Origin of the sequence: Nocardia sp. NPDC058114 (assembly GCF_042884695.1) — a bacterium.
GTDB lineage: Bacteria > Actinomycetota > Actinomycetes > Mycobacteriales > Mycobacteriaceae > Nocardia.
The window spans coordinates 465,234-481,330 of record NZ_JBHVTK010000005.1; the positions used below are offsets into that span (position 1 = coordinate 465,234).

Sequence of the window (16,097 nt, forward strand, 5' to 3'; positions counted from 1 at the left end):
TCGTCGAGAGGGGGCTCTTTTGTGTTCGGCTTTCTTGCGCTCAACGCGGCGCGATGATGTCTTCCGGAGTGCGCGGGACGTACTGCAACGCGATCCGCCGGTCGGGACGGACGTCGATCTCGCCGATCGGCTGGAACCCGGCCTTGGCCAGGCTGCGGGCGATCGCCACGTTGCGGTGGTCGGGGTCGGCCAACACGCGGCGGCAAGCGGGATCGGCCGCGAAGACGGCGGTGGTCATGGTGGAGATCCAGGCGGACATGATGCCCTTGCCGATCACCGCGGTGTCGGCGGTGGCGATGTGGAAGCCGGTATCGCTGGGGTCGCTGTCGTAGAAGCGACCGATCTCGTCCTTGGCGGCGCGGTAGAACTCCAGGTAGGCGATGTCGCGCACACCGAGTTCGGGCTCGCCGAGGACGGTGAAGTCCAGGCTGAGAATGCACGGGCGGGAATAGGTTCCGGCCAGCTGGGCGCGGAAGTTCTCGCGGCGGCGGTCGGCGTCCCAGTCCTGTTCCCAGGATTCGAGCAGGTGTGGGCGGGCCATCCATTCGGCGAGCAGCTCGGGATCGGTGCCGTCGGGATCGGCCAGGCGCAGGCTGAACGGCGCCGCGAAGACCGGCAGCACGGGTGCGGGCGCGGCGGCCACCTCGGCGGGCAGATCGGTCTGCTCGCGGGGCAGCGCGGTGGGGGTCCCGGCGGGGTTCATCTACTCGGTGCTCCGTTCAATCGTAACCTTGGTCACCTCGATTGGTAAGGCTAGCCTATACTAATGGCTGGGTGTTACTGTTGCCCGACCGATCGCCCGGTGATAGCCGGGCCGTTCCCGATTCGGGTCGGATTCGGATGCAACAGGATTCGCCCCGTCCCGGACGACAGCGCCGGGCGGGCCCGTGCGTGAGCGCGGCGTTTGGATAGTGCGAAACGGCCGCGCAGCTTTGCGCGGCCGGTGAGGGAGAGCGACATGGCAAGAGAACTCGGCTGGATCAGGCAATTTCAGGCCCCCAGGACCGATTCCCTACCGCCGCTGATCGTCTTCCCGCACGCGGGCGCGGGCGCCTCGGCATATCGGGTGTTCGCCAAGCGTATGGCCGCCGACTTCGACACCGCGATCGTCCAGTACCCCGGCCGTCAGGACCGCGCGCGCGAAGCCGCCGCGCAGACTCTGCCCGAGCTGGCCGCCGGCGCCTTCGAGGCGTTCCGCGACTCCGCGCACAACACCGGCGCATCGCTCACCGTCTTCGGCCACAGCATGGGCTCCATCGTCGCGTTCGAATTCGTCCGGCTGGCCGAGGCCGCGGGGTTGTCCGTGCGTTTGCTGGTGGTCTCCGCTGCCGCCGCACCGCACCGAATCGCCGAGCTCCCCGCACATCCCACCGAGGACGACGAATTGCTCGACCACATGGCCACGCTCAACGGCACCGGCGCCGACGTGATGGCCAGCCGTGAGGTGATGCGGATGGCGCTGCCGGTCCTGAAGGCCGATTACCGCGCCTTCGACGCCTATTCCTGTGGTCCCGACGTGGCTGTCGCGACACCCGTGCTGGTGCTCGGTGGCGATGACGACCCGTTCGTCGGGCCGCGCGACCTCTACGGCTGGGACCAGAGCACCACCGCCGAGATCGAGGTCAACCTGTTCGAGGGCGGTCACTTCTACCTCGACGAGAACATCGACGGTATCGCCGAGGCGCTCGTCGGCAAGGCGCTCGCGCGATGAACTCCGATCCCATCGTGATCGTCGGGATGGGTGTCGAAGCCCCCGGCGGCGTCGAGACCCTGCCCGACTTCTGGTCCGCCCTCGCTTCCGGGCGTGAGCTGATCGGCCCGTTCCCGCGCGACCGTGACTGGCCGCTCGACGAGCTGTTCGCCCTCGGCAGGCTCGAAGGCTGGGCGCCGGTCCGTGACGCGGGCGGGTTCCTCGACGGCGCGACCGACTTCGACGCGCAGTTCTTCGGCATCACCCCGCGCGAAGCGGTGGCGATGGATCCGCAGCAGCGCGTGGCCATGCGGGTCGCGTGGCGTGCGCTCGAGCACGCGGGCATCAATCCCGGTGCGCTGGACGGTGATTCGGCCGGTGTGTGGATGGGCGTCTCGACCGTCGAATACGGGCCACGGGTGGGCTCGGTGAACGAGTACAGCGGCTATCGCGCCACAGGGACGGCGCTCGGCGCGGTCGCCGGGCGCATCTCCCACGGCCTCGGCCTGGTCGGTCCCTCGATCAGTGTGGACACCGCGTGCGCGTCGTCGCTGACCGCCGTGCACCAGGCGGCTTCGGCGATCCGCGCGGGCGAGTGCGAATGGGCGCTGGCCGGCGGAGTGTGCGTGATGGGTTCGCCCGGCGCGTTCTACGAGTTCTCCAAGAACAACGCCCTCGCCACCGACGGCCACTGCCGTTCCTACGCCGCCGACCCCACCGGCACCCTCTGGGCAGAGGGCGCGGGAGTCATCGTGCTGGAACGGGAATCGCGGGCGAAGGCGCTGGGGCACCGGATCTACGGGCAGCTGCTCGGTTCGCGGGTCAACCACAACGGTTCCGGCGCCCCGATCGCGGTGCCGAGCGCGGGCGCTCAGCAGCGGCTGATCGAGGACACGGTCGCCGCGGCCGGGATCAGCGCCGACGACATCGGCCTGATCGAAGGCCACGGCACCGGCACCGCCGTCGGCGACCCGCTCGAATTGACCGCGCTGGCAGCGACTTACGGCAACCCGGACCGCACCGACGGACCTCTGCTCGGCTCGGTGAAGTCCAACACCGGCCACGCCCAGGCGGCGTCGGGGATGCTCGGGCTCATCAAGGTGCTGCTGTGCGGTGCGCACGGCGCCATCGCACCGAGCCTGTGGGCAGACGCGCCCAACACCGAGATCGACTGGGACGCGACCAGTTTGCGCCTGGCCGCCGAACTCACCGACTGGGCGCCGCGCGCGGACGGCCTGCGCTATGCCGCGGTGTCCTCGTTCGGCGTCGCGGGAACCAACGCGCACGCCATCGTCGGCCTGCCGGTGCTGGAGGAGACCAACCATGGCTGAGTACCGCTTACCGGACGGCAGCGTTCCCGTCCTGCTGTCCTCCGACAGTGTCGACGGACTGCGCGCCGAGGCGGCCGCCCTGCGTGCCTATGTTGCCGCGCATCCCGAGGCGAGCGCGCAACGATTGTCGGACATGCTGTTGCGCACCCGCGTGCCCCGTCGTCGCCGGGCGCTGATCCTGGCGTCGCCGACGGGGGCGACCGATGAGCTGTTGTCCGCACTCGACGCGATCGCGACCGGCTCCGAGCACGCACTCGTCGTGCACGGCGACGTGCCGGCGAGCGCGCGCCGGATCGGGTTCGTCTTCCCCGGCCAGGGCAGTCAGCGGCCCGGCATGGGCGCGACGTTCTATGAGCTGTCGGCCGACTACCGCGCGGTGGTCGACGAATGCGCCGCCGTTCACGCCGAACGCTTCGGGCATTCCCAGCCGCTGCACTACCTGCTCGGTAACGAGGGGCAGTACGAGGACACGGTGTGGGAAGTGCAGCCCGCGTTGATGTTCCACATGACGGGCCTGGCCGCGGTGTGGCGAGCCGCGGGGGTGGATCCGCACGCGACCATCGGCCACAGCCAGGGCGAACTCGCCGCGGGCGCGGTCTCCGGCGTGATGACGCTGCGTGACTCGGTGCTCGCGGTGACCCATCGCGCCCTGCTCGCGGACCGGCTGTCCCCGCGCGGCTATTCGATGGCGGTCTTCGGGATGGACCGCGAGAGCGTGGAAGCGCTGATGGCGCGGCACTCGGGGTGGGCCGAGCTCGCGGTCGTCAACTCGCCGCACATCATCGCCATCTCCGGTGAACGCGGCGCCGTCGTCGATCTGGTGGCCGCCGCTACCGCGCGCGGCCAGTTCGCGCGGGAGATCCGGGTCGCCTTCCCGGCACACACCTCCATCGTCGCCGAGGTACGGGCCGAGTTCGAAGGCTTCCTCGGTGACGAGATGAGCGCACCGAACTTCTCCGCCTCCGAGATCCCGTGTTACGGAGCGACTCTCGGCGAGATGATCACGCCCGACCTCAAGCAGGAGGAGTACTGGTACTGGAACCTGCGCAACCGCGTCCGGTTCGACCGCGCCGTGGTCAGCGCGGGCAGTGACGGCGTCGACCTGCTGATCGAGGTCGCCGAACACCCTGTGCTGCAACTGGCCATCCAGGAAAACCTCAGCCTGGTCCCGAACCGTCCCGGCCTGCCCGCGCGGGATTTCCGCGTCCTCGGCACGTCGCTGCGCACCGCGGACGGGCTCTCGGAGTTCACCCGCAATCTCGCCCAGGTCGCTGTCCTCGACATCGACTACCGCTGGGACGCACTGCGAGTCGACGACACCGTCAGCCTCCCGCTGCGCGACTTCCCGCACACCGTCACCAACGCCAAGCGACTGTGGGCTCCCCTCGGCGCCCATGAGACCCCCGCCGAACTCGTGGTCTCCACCCCGAAACCGCAACGGCTGGTGGAACAGTGGATTCCGGTGCAGCGTCGCGCGCTGACCGCGCCGCGCAGTCTCCTCGTCGTCGACCACACCGGCGAATGCGCCGAGCTGGCCGCCGCCCTGGTGGCCGCCGCGGACCGCCACGGCGCCGACGCGCGCGTGATCGGAGCCGCCGACGCGCCTTCGGGCCAGGACGCCCGGGACCACGCTGTGGGCACCGCCGACTCCGTGGTCGTGCTGTTGCCCGCTGCCGGCGACGACGACAGCGCCGGTGCGATCGACGCGCTGGTGCGGTTCTACGCCGAACGCGCCTGGGCCCCGGCATTGTCCGCGCTGCGCCCCGGTGGCGAGTGCTGGCTGCTGACCGTCGGCGGCGAGACCGTCCACGACGGCGACCCGATTCCCGGGCTGTTCCAGTCGGGTGTCAGCGCCGGATTCCGCAGTGTGGGTATCGAGAACCCGGGAATCCTCTTCCGGCACCTCGATCTCGCCGCGACCGAATCCGCTCCCGCCCAGGCCGCCAAGATCGTCGGTGCGGTGCACTCCAGCGGGGAAGCCGAGTTGGCGCTGCGCGCCGGCAAGCTGTTCGTCAAGCGCCTGGTCGTCGATACCACCAATGAAACCGCTTCGCTCGGAACAGATCTCGATCACGTGGTGATCGTCGGTGGTACCGGTCAGCTGGGTCTGCGGTTCGCCGATCAGCTGGCGCGCACCGGAGCGGGCCGCGTCACGCTGCTGAGCCGCAGCGGCGAAACCGAGGCGCTGGCACCGGAACTGGCTCGGCTGCGCGGTATCGGCGCGACCGAGATCGTAGTGCGGTCGTGTGATGTCAGCGATGTCGACGCCGCCAAGGCGTTCGGTGCCGAGATCGCCGATCGCCCGGTCGACCTGGTGATTCACGCCGCGGTCAACTACGTGGACGCCGAACTCGACCAGATCACCGGCGACGCCGTGCGCACCGCCGCCGCCGCGAAGCTGCGCGGCCTGGACAACCTGATCGACGCGGTCGCGCTGACCGTGGACTGCCGGGTTCTGCTGTGCTCGTCGATGGCGGCGACGCTGGGCGGACGCGGACAGGTCCTGTACGCGGTGACCAACCGCATGCTCGACGTGGCGGCCCGCAGGCTGCGCGCCCGTGGCATCGCCGCCGCGAGCCTGCAGTGGGGATTGTGGAGCGTGGCCGGCCCGCTCGACGACGCCGGATTCGCCCGGGTCGAGGAGGCAGGCGTGTTCCCGATGGTGCCCGCGGACGCGATCGAGGCAGGGCTCGCCGCGCCGGTGCGCGACGGCATGATCATCGCCGCCGACTGGGACTTCCTGCGCGAGGTGCTCGGCGCGTTCGGCCAGGCCAGCGTGCTCACCGGTCTCGAATCCGCCACGCCCGCACCGCAGGTGGCACCGGCGCCCGCCGCCACGGTGAGTGCGGTTCCGGCGGACGTTGCCGCTGCGGCGCCCGCGGCGCCCACCGATAATTTCCCGCTCGACCTGCGCATGCGCACCGAACTGCTCAAGGTGATCGGCGGTGACAGCGCCGAATCCATCGACGCCACCATGCCCTTGGTCGCACTCGGCCTCGATTCCTTGCAGGCCTTGGACTTCCGCAAGCGCGTGCGAGCGGAACTGGATCGCGATCTGCCGGTCGCGGCGATTCTCGGCGGCGCATCGCTCGACGATGTCGTGCTGCTCATGGCACAGAACACCAACCAGGGCTGAGGGGCCGAAGAACATGTCTGACACCGAAGCCACCCTGTCCGTCGCCGAGCGCCGCAAACTGCTGCTCCAGCAGAAGCTGCGCGAACGCGGCATGGCCGTAGTGAACGCCGAACCCGTTGCCGTACCGCGTATTCCGGTGGGGGAGCGGCGCCCGCTCACCCCCGGCCAGCGCCGCATGTGGTTCCTGCAGACCCGCGACGCCGACGACACCGCCCTCAACATCTGCGTCGCCTACCGTCTCACCGGCCCGCTCGACGCCGATCGCCTGCACGCGGCGTTCGACCAGGTGGTGGCTCGCCACGACATCCTCCGCACCACCTACGGCGCGGACGTCGACGGCACGCCGTATCAGGTGTTCGCCGCCGACGCACCGGCCGAATGGTCGACCCACGACCTCACCGAGCTCGCGGAGTCGGGTCGTGACCTGCGGGTGGAGGTGCTGGCCCAGCGTGAGTTCGGTCGTCCGTTCGCGCTCGGCACTGAACTCCCGCTGCGCGCCACGCTGATCCGCACCGGGACCGACGAGCACGTCGTGCTCCTCACCATCCACCACATCGCCTGGGACGACGACTCCTGGGCGGTGTTCTTCGCCGAACTGAACGCCGCGTACCGGGCCGGGCAGCCGAGCGCCGCCGCCGGGTCGAGCACTGCGGGATCGTCCACACCGAGCGCCCCGGCCGCCTCACCCGACGAAGCGAACGCGGTAGGCCACGGCGATTCGGCGCTCGGCCGTGACACCGTGCAATTCGCGGCCATCGCGTCGACCGCGGAACCCGCCGAGGCCGACGTGGCGTTCTGGCGCGAGGCCCTGCGCCCGCTGCCCGAACCCCTCGAACTGCCCGGCTCCGCCTCGGCCACCCCCGGCCGCAACGCCCAGCGCCGCACCCACCGTCTGCCTGCCGAGCTCGTCACCCGCACCGAACAGTTCGCCCGCGAACAGGCCGCGACCCCGTTCATGGTGCTGCTCGCCGGTTTCGACGCGCTGATCCACCGCTACACCGCCGCCGACGACTTCCTTGTCTCCATCCCGGTGACCGATCGCCCCGCGGGCACCGAACAGCTCATCGGCTACTTCGGCAACACGCTGCTGCTGCGCGCCACCATGGGCGCCCACGCCGACTTCACCCAGCTCGTCGCCGCGGTCCGCGACACCTGCACCGGCGCCTTCGCGCATCGGGGCGTCGGCATCGATCGTGTCGTCCGCGAGGCGAACCCGGATCGGGTGGCCGGGCGCGACGGCTTGGATCAGCTGGTCCGCCTCGGTTTCTCGGTGCGCAAGAGCGCCGACGGTTTCGCCCTCGACGGCGTGAGCTCCACCCAGCTCGAACTCGGCGCGGCGAGCGCGCAGGTGCCGTTGGCGCTGGCCATCGTGCTCGACGCCGACGGCACCGCGGTGGTGGAAGCCGAGTACCAGACCGATGTGCTGGCCGAGGCCCTCGTCGACCAGTTGCTCGCGCACTTCGGTCAGCTCCTCGACAGTGCGTTGCGCGAGCCGCGACGCAGACTCGCCAACCTCGACATGCTCGGTGCCACCGACCGCGCGACCCTGCTGGATCGCTCGCACGGCGCCCTCGTCGATGAACCGGCGACCACCCTTGTCGCCCTGCTGGAATCGGCCGCGGCCGCCGCCCCCGACGCGCTCGCACTGCTCTCCGACGACACCGAGCTCACCTACGCCGCGCTGCACGCGCGCGCGAATCGCCTGGCCCACTGGCTGATCGGGCAGGGCGTCGGCACCGAGGACCTCGTCGGCCTTCGCTTCGGCACCTCGGTGGAGTTCATCGTCGCCGTGCTCGCCGTCCTCAAGGCCGGTGGCGCCTATCTCCCGATCGATCCGGCCTACCCGCAGGATCGCATCGAGTACCTGATCGAGGACGCGAACCCTCGATTGTTGCTCGGCGCAGTCGAATTGGCCGCTGCCGAAGAGATGGCCGCCGGTCTCCCCGCGACCGCGCCCACCGATGCCGAGCGCCTGCGTCCGCTGCTCCCCGCGAACCTGGCCTACGTCATCTACACCTCCGGCTCCACCGGCAAGCCCAAGGGTGTTCCGGTGCCGCACAACGCGATCGCCGAACACATCGTCTGCTTCACCGCCGACTGGAACATGACCGCCGCCGACCGCCTGATGCAGTCGTCGTCGGTGAGTTTCGACGCCTCGCTGGTCGACATCGCGATCACCCTCACGGTCGGCGCGCAACTGATCGTGCCCAAGCCCAACGCTTTCCGCGATATCCGCTACGTCGCCGACCTGATAACCCGCCGCCAGGTGACGGTGCTGCACATGGTGCCGTCGATGCTGAGTACGTTCCTGCTGCTGCCCGAGATCAGCGAATGGCAGTCGCTGCGCCAGATCCCCGTCGGCGGCGAGGCGCTGCCCGGCGAAGTCGCCGACCGGTTCTTCAACACCCTCGAGGCCGAACTCCGCAATCACTACGGACCGACCGAGGCCGTGGTCTGCTCGACCCATATGCCGGTCGCGGGTCCGCAGGGTACCGGCGTGGTGCCGATCGGCGTCCCCAACCGCAACGTCTACACCTATGTCCTCGACGAGGCATTGCAGCTGGTGCCCGACGGCGTCGTCGGTGAGCTCTACCTCGGTGGCGATCAGCTCGCCCGCGGCTACCTGGACCGTCCCGCGCTGAGCGCGCAGCGTTTCGTCGCCGACCCGTTCGCGGCGGCCGAGGGCGGCCCCGCGATGGGCGCCCGCATGTACCGCTCCGGTGACCTGGTGCGCCGCAACGCCTTCGGTGAGCTCGAGTTCGTCGGCCGCGCCGACGAACAGGTGAAGGTGCGTGGTTTCCGCATCGAGCTCGGCGAGGTCGAGGCCGCGATCGCCGCGCATCCCGCCGTCGCCCACTGCGTGGTCGTGGTGACCGAGGACCCCGCCATCGGCGCGATGCTCGCCGCCTATGTGGTGCCCGCCGAGGGCACGGTCGACCTCGAACAGGTCCACGCGTTCGCGGCAGGTGGGCTGCCGGAATACATGGTGCCCAGCGCGTTCGCGGTGATCCCCGAGATCCCGCTCACCGTCAACGGCAAGCTCGACAAGCGCGCCCTGCCCGCGGCGTCCCCCGCCGTGGTACGCACCCACCGCGCTCCGGCCACGGCCACCGAACGCAAGGTGTGCGCCCTGTTCGGCGCCCTGTTCAACCTCGACGAGGTCAGCGCGGAGGACTCGTTCTTCGAACTCGGCGGGCACTCCCTGCTCGCGGCGCGCCTGGTGGCGCAGGTCCGTGCGGAGTTCGGCATCGAGCTCGACGTGCGCGTCGTGTTCGACAGCCCGACGCCCGCCGCCCTGGCCGCCGACCTGGTCGCCCGCTTCCTGGCGGAATTCGATATCGACCTCGACGCCGTCGACAACGACTTCGACGACGCCCCCGCCGAGAGCACGACCACCGACCCGGCCGAAACCGTGACGGCGGATACCGCGACCGCCGGACCGGGGCGGTCCAGCCGCCCGGCGATCGGTGGGCGCCCGCGCGGCGAGCGCGTTCCGCTGTCGTACTCGCAGGTGGCGATGTGGTTCCAGTACCGGATGGAAGGTGCGGGCTCGGTCGGCAACCTGCCGCTGGCCCTGCGCTTCGACGGCGCACTCGACATCGCGGCTCTGCGTGCCGCGCTCGATGACGTGGTCGCCCGGCACGAGTCGCTGCGCACCACCTTCCCCGAACACGACGGCGTGCCCTACCAGGTGGTGCACCCCGCCGCACCGGTCCCGCTGCCGGTGCGCGAGCTCGCCGCCGGGCAGCTCACCGAGGCACTCGCCGAGATCGCCTGCTACCACTTCACCCTCGACGGTGAGCCGCTGATCCGCGCCGAACTGCTCGTGCTCGACGCGGGCGCGCACGTGCTCTCGCTGCTGGTGCACCACATCGTCGCCGATCACGCGTCCTTCGGCGTGCTGCTCGACGACCTCACCGCCGCCTACCGGGCTCGCAGCGAACAGGGTGGCGCCCCGAACTGGGCGCCGCTGCCGGTCCAGTTCGCCGACTACGCGCTGTGGCAACGCGAACTGTTCGACCAGGCCGCACCGAGCGCGTTCGCCACCGACCAGATCGAGTACTGGCGGTCCACGCTCGCCGGTGTTCCCGAGGAGATCGCGGTCGCCCACGATCGGCAGCGTCCGCCGGTGCTCGGCAAGCGCGGTGAAGTGGTGAGCTTCTCGCTGCCCGCCGCCGTGCGCTCCGGGCTCGAATCGCTCGCGGTCCGCAGCGGCGCCACCGAGTTCATGGTGTGCCAGGCCGCGGTCGCCACCCTGCTGCACACCCTCGGTGGTGGCACCGACATCACCCTCGGCACTCCCGTCGCGGCGCGCACCGATCCGGCGACGACCGCCCTGATCGGGCTGTTCGCCAACATGGTCGTGCTGCGCAACGACCTGTCGAACGCACCGACGTTGCGCGACACCGTGGTTCGGGCACGCAATGTGGTGCTCGACGCCAACGCCCACCAGGAGCTGCCGATCGAGCGCCTGGTGGAAGCGCTCAACCCGCGTCGCTCGCGCTCGCGGAACCCGTTGTTCCAGAGCATGATCCACTTCCGTGGCGCCGACTGGGCGCCCACCACGCTCCCGTTCGCGACCTCGGGGGAGAGCACCGTCACCGTGCTGCCCGCCGACTTCGACGTCTCGTTCCTGGATCTGAACCTGAGCCTGAACGTGACCGCCGAGGGCGGCATGGACGTCCGCGTCGTCGTCAACGCCGATCTGTACGAACCGGCCACGGCCGCGCTGATCGCCGACGCGCTCGCCGCCACGCTGCGCGCCTTCGCCGAAACGCCGGACCTGCCGGTGGCCGACCTGCGTGTGCTGCCCGCCGCCGATCTCGAGCGTCTGCTGGCCACCCCCGCCCCGGTGGCCGCGAGCGCCGTGGCCACCGGTGCGGCGGCCGACTCCGACACCGAGCGCACCCTGATCGCGCTGATCGAGGAACTGCTGGAAATCGACGACGTCGTCGGCGAGGACAACTTCTTCGCCCTCGGTGGTGACAGCGTCATCTCCATCCAGTGGTCGGCCCGCGCCGATGCCCTCGGCCTGCCGCTGTCGCCGCAGCTGGTGTTCGAATGCGCCACGATCACCGAACTGGCCGCCGCCGTCGACGCCGCCGCCGGTGACGCGACGCACGCCGATGAGCCCGAACAGGTTTCGCACGCGCCGATGAGCGCGTCGGGCCTGGAATCCGACGCCCTGTCCGCGCTGACGGCCGCCTGGTCCGCGCAGGGATGAGCACGAACGTCGGGATGAACGAGCAGTTAGGAAGGGACGCAGCATGAGTGCGCCGCAGATCGAAGACGTACTCGCGCTGAGCCCGTTGCAGGAGGGGCTCTTCTCGCTCTCCCGGCTGACGGGTACCGAGATCGACCTGTACACGATGCAGTTCGTGGTCGATATCGACGGCCCGGTCGACACCGACCTGCTGCGTCGCAGCGCGCAGGCGATGCTGGACCGCCATCCGAACCTGCGTGCCGCGTTCTGGGACACCGACGTGCCCAAACCGGTGCAGATCATCCCCTCACGCGCGGAATTGCCGTGGGCCGAACGACACGCGCGCACCACGGAATTCGAGGCGATCGCCGAATCCGAGCGCCGCGTCCCGTTCGTGCTGAGCCGTGGTCCCGCGCTGCGTGTGCTGCTGCTCGACGTCACCGACGCGCCCGAGCCGCGCAAGCGGATGATCCTCACCGCGCACCACATCCTGATGGACGGCTGGGCTGTCGCGGTGTTCTTCACCGAGCTGCTCGCCGTCTATCGAGCGGGTGGCACCCTCGACGGACTGCCCGCGCCCCGTCCCTACCGTGACTACATCGGCTGGCTCGGCGCGCAGGACCACGACGCCGCGGCCCGCCGCTGGGCCGAGTACCTCCAGCAGGTCAGCGCGCCCCTGGTGCTGGCCGACGGCACCGGTGATCGTGGCTCCGCAGTCCCGGAGACCACGCGACTCCGGTTGTCCGCCGAAGAAACCGAGCAATTGCAGCAGTGGGCGCGCACCAACGGGATGACGCTGAACACCGCCGTCCAGTTCGCCTGGACGCTGCTGCTCGGCCGCATCACCGACCGCCGAGACGTGGTCTACGGCACCACCATCTCCGGCCGCCCCGAGAAACTCGCGGGCGTCGAAGGCATGGTCGGGCTGTTCATCAACACCGTCCCGGTCGTGCACCGCCTCGACTCCGCCGAGCCGGTCGTCGCGCAATGCGCACGCCTGCAACGCGATTCGGCGACCATGCGCGACATCGGGTATCTCAGCCTGTCGACCCTGCAACGCGCGGCCGGTCACGGTGCCCTGTTCGACACCTTGTTCGTCTTCGAGAACGCCCCCATCGACGACGCCATCCAGACGGTCACCGCCCCCGACGGCGCCCGGTTCCGGCCGATCGAGATGGAAAGCCTCGCGCACTACCCGCTCACGGTCGTCTCCCACCTGAGCGACGGCGAACTCCTCGTCCTCGTCGAAGCGATTCCCGCGCTCCTCGGACACCTCGACCCCGCCGACCTCGGCGCCCGGATGCTGACCGTCCTGCGCACCCTGCCGACCCTCGACGCCACCGCGACCACCGATGCGATCGACCTGCTCACCGAGGCCGAGCACGCCGAACTCCGCAGCGCCGCAACGAATACGACTCCGTCGCCGACCGCCACCCCGTGGGAACTGTTCGAGCAGCAGACCACCGCTACTCCGGACGCGATCGCCCTCACCACCACCGCGGGTGAGGTGTTCACCTACCGGGCGCTGCACGACGAAGCCTGCCGGTTGGCCGGGGAGTTCGCCGCGCACGGCGTCGCCCCGGAAACCGTTGTCGCCCTGATGCTCCCGCGTAGCCCGCGCTCGATCATCACCATCCTGGCGACGTTCGCCGCGGGCGCTGCTTACGTCCCGGTCGACATCACGCTCCCGGCCGCCCGGATCGCCTCTATTCTGCGCCAGTCGAATCCGGTCCTCGCCGTCGTCTTCGACGGAGATCGGACGCTGCTCGACGGCGTCACCGAGACCACAGCCGATCACCGATCGGTGCCCGTGTTGGCGCTCGACGATCCTGCCGTCATCGCACGGGTCGCGGCCCGGCCCGCACAGGCCCCTGCGGTGAATCGCGAACTCGACCACAGCGCCTACATCATCTTCACCTCCGGCTCGACCGGCGAACCCAAGGGTGTCGTCGGCACGAACGCCGCTCTGGCGGGTTACTTCGCCGATCACCTCGCGCGCTTCTACCGTCCGGCCATGGACAAGCTCGGCCGCCCCCTGCGGATCGCGCACGCCTGGTCGCTCGGCTTCGATGCCTCCTGGCAGCCGATGGTCGGGTTCCTCGCCGGGCAGGCGCTGCACCTGTTCGACGCCGAGGAGATGCGCGACGCGCACCGCATCGTCGCCGGCATGGCCGAATTCGACATCGACATGATCGACACCACCCCGTCGATGCTCGCTCAGCTGGCGGCAGCGGGCCTGCTCGATCGTGACCTGCCGGTGCTGGCCCTCGGCGGCGAGGCGATCGACACCGCCCTGTGGGCGCGGTTGCGCGCGCTCCCCGCGACGGCTGTGTACAACTGCTACGGGCCCACCGAGACGACGGTCGAAGCGGTGGTCGCGCCCGTGGCCACCTCGGAGATCCCCACGATCGGCACCGCCAACGGCGGCATGGTCGGCTACGTGCTCGACTCCCGGCTGCGACCGGTCCCGCAGGGCATCGTCGGCGAGCTCTACCTGTCGGGCGTGCAGCTGGCCCGCGGCTACCTCGGCAAGCCCGCCATCACCGCGGACCGTTTCGTCGCCGACCCGACGTGCCCCGGTGCGCGCATGTACCGCACCGGCGACCTCGTGCGCCGGCTCCCGGGTGGCCGCTTCGGTTATCTCGGCCGCGCCGACGCCCAGGTGAAGGTGCGTGGCTATCGCATCGAGGTCGGTGAGATCGAGACCGCGCTGCGGCGTTCGGCCGATATCGACACCGCCGCGGTGACCGTGGTCCGCCGTGCCGGGGGCGCGTCGCTGGTCGGCTTCGTCGTCGGCAAGGCCGGACGGGCCGTGATCGTCAGCCGGGTGCGTGCCGATCTCGCGCAACGCCTGCCCGCGTACATGATTCCCGCGCGAATAGTCGTGCTGGACCAGCTGCCGGTGAACGTCAACGGCAAGCTCGACGGTCCCGCGCTGAACGAGCTCGCCGAGCAGTCGCTGTCGGTCGCCGACAGTAACGCGGCCGCCGAGACGCCCACCGAGATCGCGCTCAGCGAGCTGTTCGCCGAACTCTTCGACGGCCGCGCGCCCGGCATCGACGCCGACTTCTACGAACTCGGCGTCGACAGCATCGTCGCGATCTCGCTGGTCAACAAGGCCCGCCGCCGTGGACTCGCCCTCAATCCGCGCATGGTGCTGGCCTGCCCGACCATTCGCGAACTCGCCGCCGCCGTCGATGACGCGCCGGCCGCCGCCGCTCAGTCCGGTGCCGACGCCTACGGTGTGGTCCCGCCGCTGCCGGTGGTCTCCTGGATGTACGAATACGGCAACTACCGCCGCTTCACCCAGGCCGCGCTGCTGCGTCTGCCTGCCGGAATCGACCGTGCGGCATTGGAATCCACCCTCCAGGCGCTGATCGACGCGCACGACACCCTGCGCGCGGTGCTCACCGATACACCGGACGGCCCGCGCATGGTCACGCGCGCGCCCGGCGTGGTGAACGCGGGCGAGCTCGTCATCGAAGCACCGCGAGGGCTCAGCGGCACCGAACTCGACACGGCCATCACGAAATACGCGCGAATCGCGAACGACGCGATCGACCCACGGGCCGGGGAAATGGTTCGGGCCGTGTGGTTCGCGGGAACCGAGTCTGCTGTCGAAGACGTGCCGGGCTCCGGCGCCGGTGCCGGCATCCTGCTGCTCGCCGTGCACCACCTCGCGGTCGACGTCGTGTCCTGGCACATCATGCTCGATGCCCTCGCCGCTGCCTGGCAGCAGGTCCAAGCAGGCGTGACGCCGAAGATGCTGCCCGAGTTCACCTCCTACCGGCAGTGGTCCGAGGCCATGTGGCAGCGTGCGTCCGCACCGGAAGTCCTGGCCCAGCGCGACTACTGGACCGCACAGGTCTGCGAGCCCGACGCCGCCCTCGGCTCCCGGCATCCCGCACCGGCCACCGACACCTGGTCGAGCCTGCGCGTCAGCACGGTCGCGACGCCGGTGGCGGTCACCGACCGACTCCTCGATCGTGTCGGCAAGGACGAGGGCGTCCGCGAGCTCCTGCTCACCGCCCTCACCATGACCATGGCCTCGCTGCACGCCGACAACGGAAACGACCCGGCCGCAGGTGCCTTGATCGCCATGGAGGGTCACGGCCGCGCCGACACCACCCTCGACACCGACACGGCCAACACCCTCGGCTGGTTCACCAGCGTCTTCCCCGTCCGCCTCGGCGTCGGCGACAACGCGGTGGATATCGCACGCGCGCAAGCGGACCCGGCTGCCGCCCGTACTCTGCTCGACTCCGTCTCGACGCATCTGCGCGAAATCCCCAGCCAGGGACTGGATTACGGTCTGCTGCGCTACGTCAACCGCGCGGCGGAACTCCGCTCCGCCGCCGAACCCCAGGTCGAATTCAACTACCTCGGCCGAATCGACCTCAGCGGCAACGAATCCGATCCCTGGTCGTTGCTCGTCGGTGAGCACGACCAAGCCCTACCTCTCGACCCTGAACCCGACCTTCCCCTGCGGTACGCGATCGACGTCATCGCGGGCATCGGCACCACCCCCGACGGGCCGGCCCTGACCACCAACTTCCGCTGGAGCGCGTCCCTGTTCACCGAAGACCAGGCCGCGCGCTTCGCTGAACTCTGGGAGCAGGCGATCATCACGCTCGCCGACGTCGTGCACGGGTAGGGCGCCGATCGCTGGGCGATGTCGGTGCTGTGTGTCCGCATCGTCGTGTCTGGCACGCGGGCTACCCCTCGCTCACGCGGGGC

Annotated in this window: 6 protein-coding genes; 5 read left to right on the forward strand and 1 reads right to left on the reverse strand. The window is 70.2% G+C overall.

Features of this window, described 5'->3' with window-relative positions; all coding sequences use genetic code 11:
* Nucleotides 1-40: 40 nt before the first annotated feature.
* A complete protein-coding gene (locus ACFVVI_RS21575) occupies nt 41-703 on the reverse strand; it encodes a GNAT family N-acetyltransferase (protein ID WP_387446472.1) in 663 nt (220 codons plus the stop codon).
* A gap of 255 nt (nt 704-958) precedes the next feature.
* On the opposite strand from ACFVVI_RS21575, the gene ACFVVI_RS21580 reads away from it, so the two are divergent.
* From ACFVVI_RS21580 to ACFVVI_RS21600, 5 genes are read left to right on the forward strand one after another with little or no spacing between them, the layout of a single operon-like run.
* Nucleotides 959-1,711, forward strand: coding sequence for a thioesterase II family protein (locus ACFVVI_RS21580; RefSeq protein ID WP_387446473.1), 753 nt, complete (start codon nt 959-961; stop codon nt 1,709-1,711).
* Entirely contained in the window at nt 1,708-3,021 is a 1,314-nt protein-coding gene (locus ACFVVI_RS21585; RefSeq protein WP_378993669.1) for a polyketide synthase, read from the forward strand. Before ACFVVI_RS21580 ends, ACFVVI_RS21585 begins: the two co-directional genes overlap by 4 nt.
* Nucleotides 3,014-6,157, forward strand: a complete 3,144-nt coding sequence (gene nbtC, locus ACFVVI_RS21590; protein ID WP_387446474.1) for a nocobactin polyketide synthase NbtC — start codon at nt 3,014-3,016, stop codon at nt 6,155-6,157. The genes ACFVVI_RS21585 and nbtC overlap by 8 nt, the downstream gene beginning before the upstream one ends.
* 13 nt (nt 6,158-6,170) lie before the next feature.
* Complete coding sequence (locus ACFVVI_RS21595; protein ID WP_387446476.1) at nt 6,171-11,381, forward strand: amino acid adenylation domain-containing protein; 5,211 nt, start codon at nt 6,171-6,173, stop codon at nt 11,379-11,381.
* Between the two features lie 43 nt (nt 11,382-11,424).
* Nucleotides 11,425-16,014: an amino acid adenylation domain-containing protein gene (locus ACFVVI_RS21600; RefSeq protein WP_387446477.1), complete on the forward strand. Its 4,590-nt coding sequence runs from the start codon at nt 11,425-11,427 to the stop codon at nt 16,012-16,014.
* Nucleotides 16,015-16,097: the final 83 nt, after the last annotated feature.

Coding starts and splice junctions, on each gene's coding strand:
- ACFVVI_RS21575 (WP_387446472.1), bottom strand. CDS start 703: ATGAACCCCGCCGGGACCCCCACCGCGCTGCCCCGCGAGCAGACCGAT.
- ACFVVI_RS21580 (WP_387446473.1), top strand. CDS start 959: ATGGCAAGAGAACTCGGCTGGATCAGGCAATTTCAGGCCCCCAGGACC.
- ACFVVI_RS21585 (WP_378993669.1), top strand. CDS start 1,708: ATGAACTCCGATCCCATCGTGATCGTCGGGATGGGTGTCGAAGCCCCC.
- nbtC (WP_387446474.1), top strand. CDS start 3,014: ATGGCTGAGTACCGCTTACCGGACGGCAGCGTTCCCGTCCTGCTGTCC.
- ACFVVI_RS21595 (WP_387446476.1), top strand. CDS start 6,171: ATGTCTGACACCGAAGCCACCCTGTCCGTCGCCGAGCGCCGCAAACTG.
- ACFVVI_RS21600 (WP_387446477.1), top strand. CDS start 11,425: ATGAGTGCGCCGCAGATCGAAGACGTACTCGCGCTGAGCCCGTTGCAG.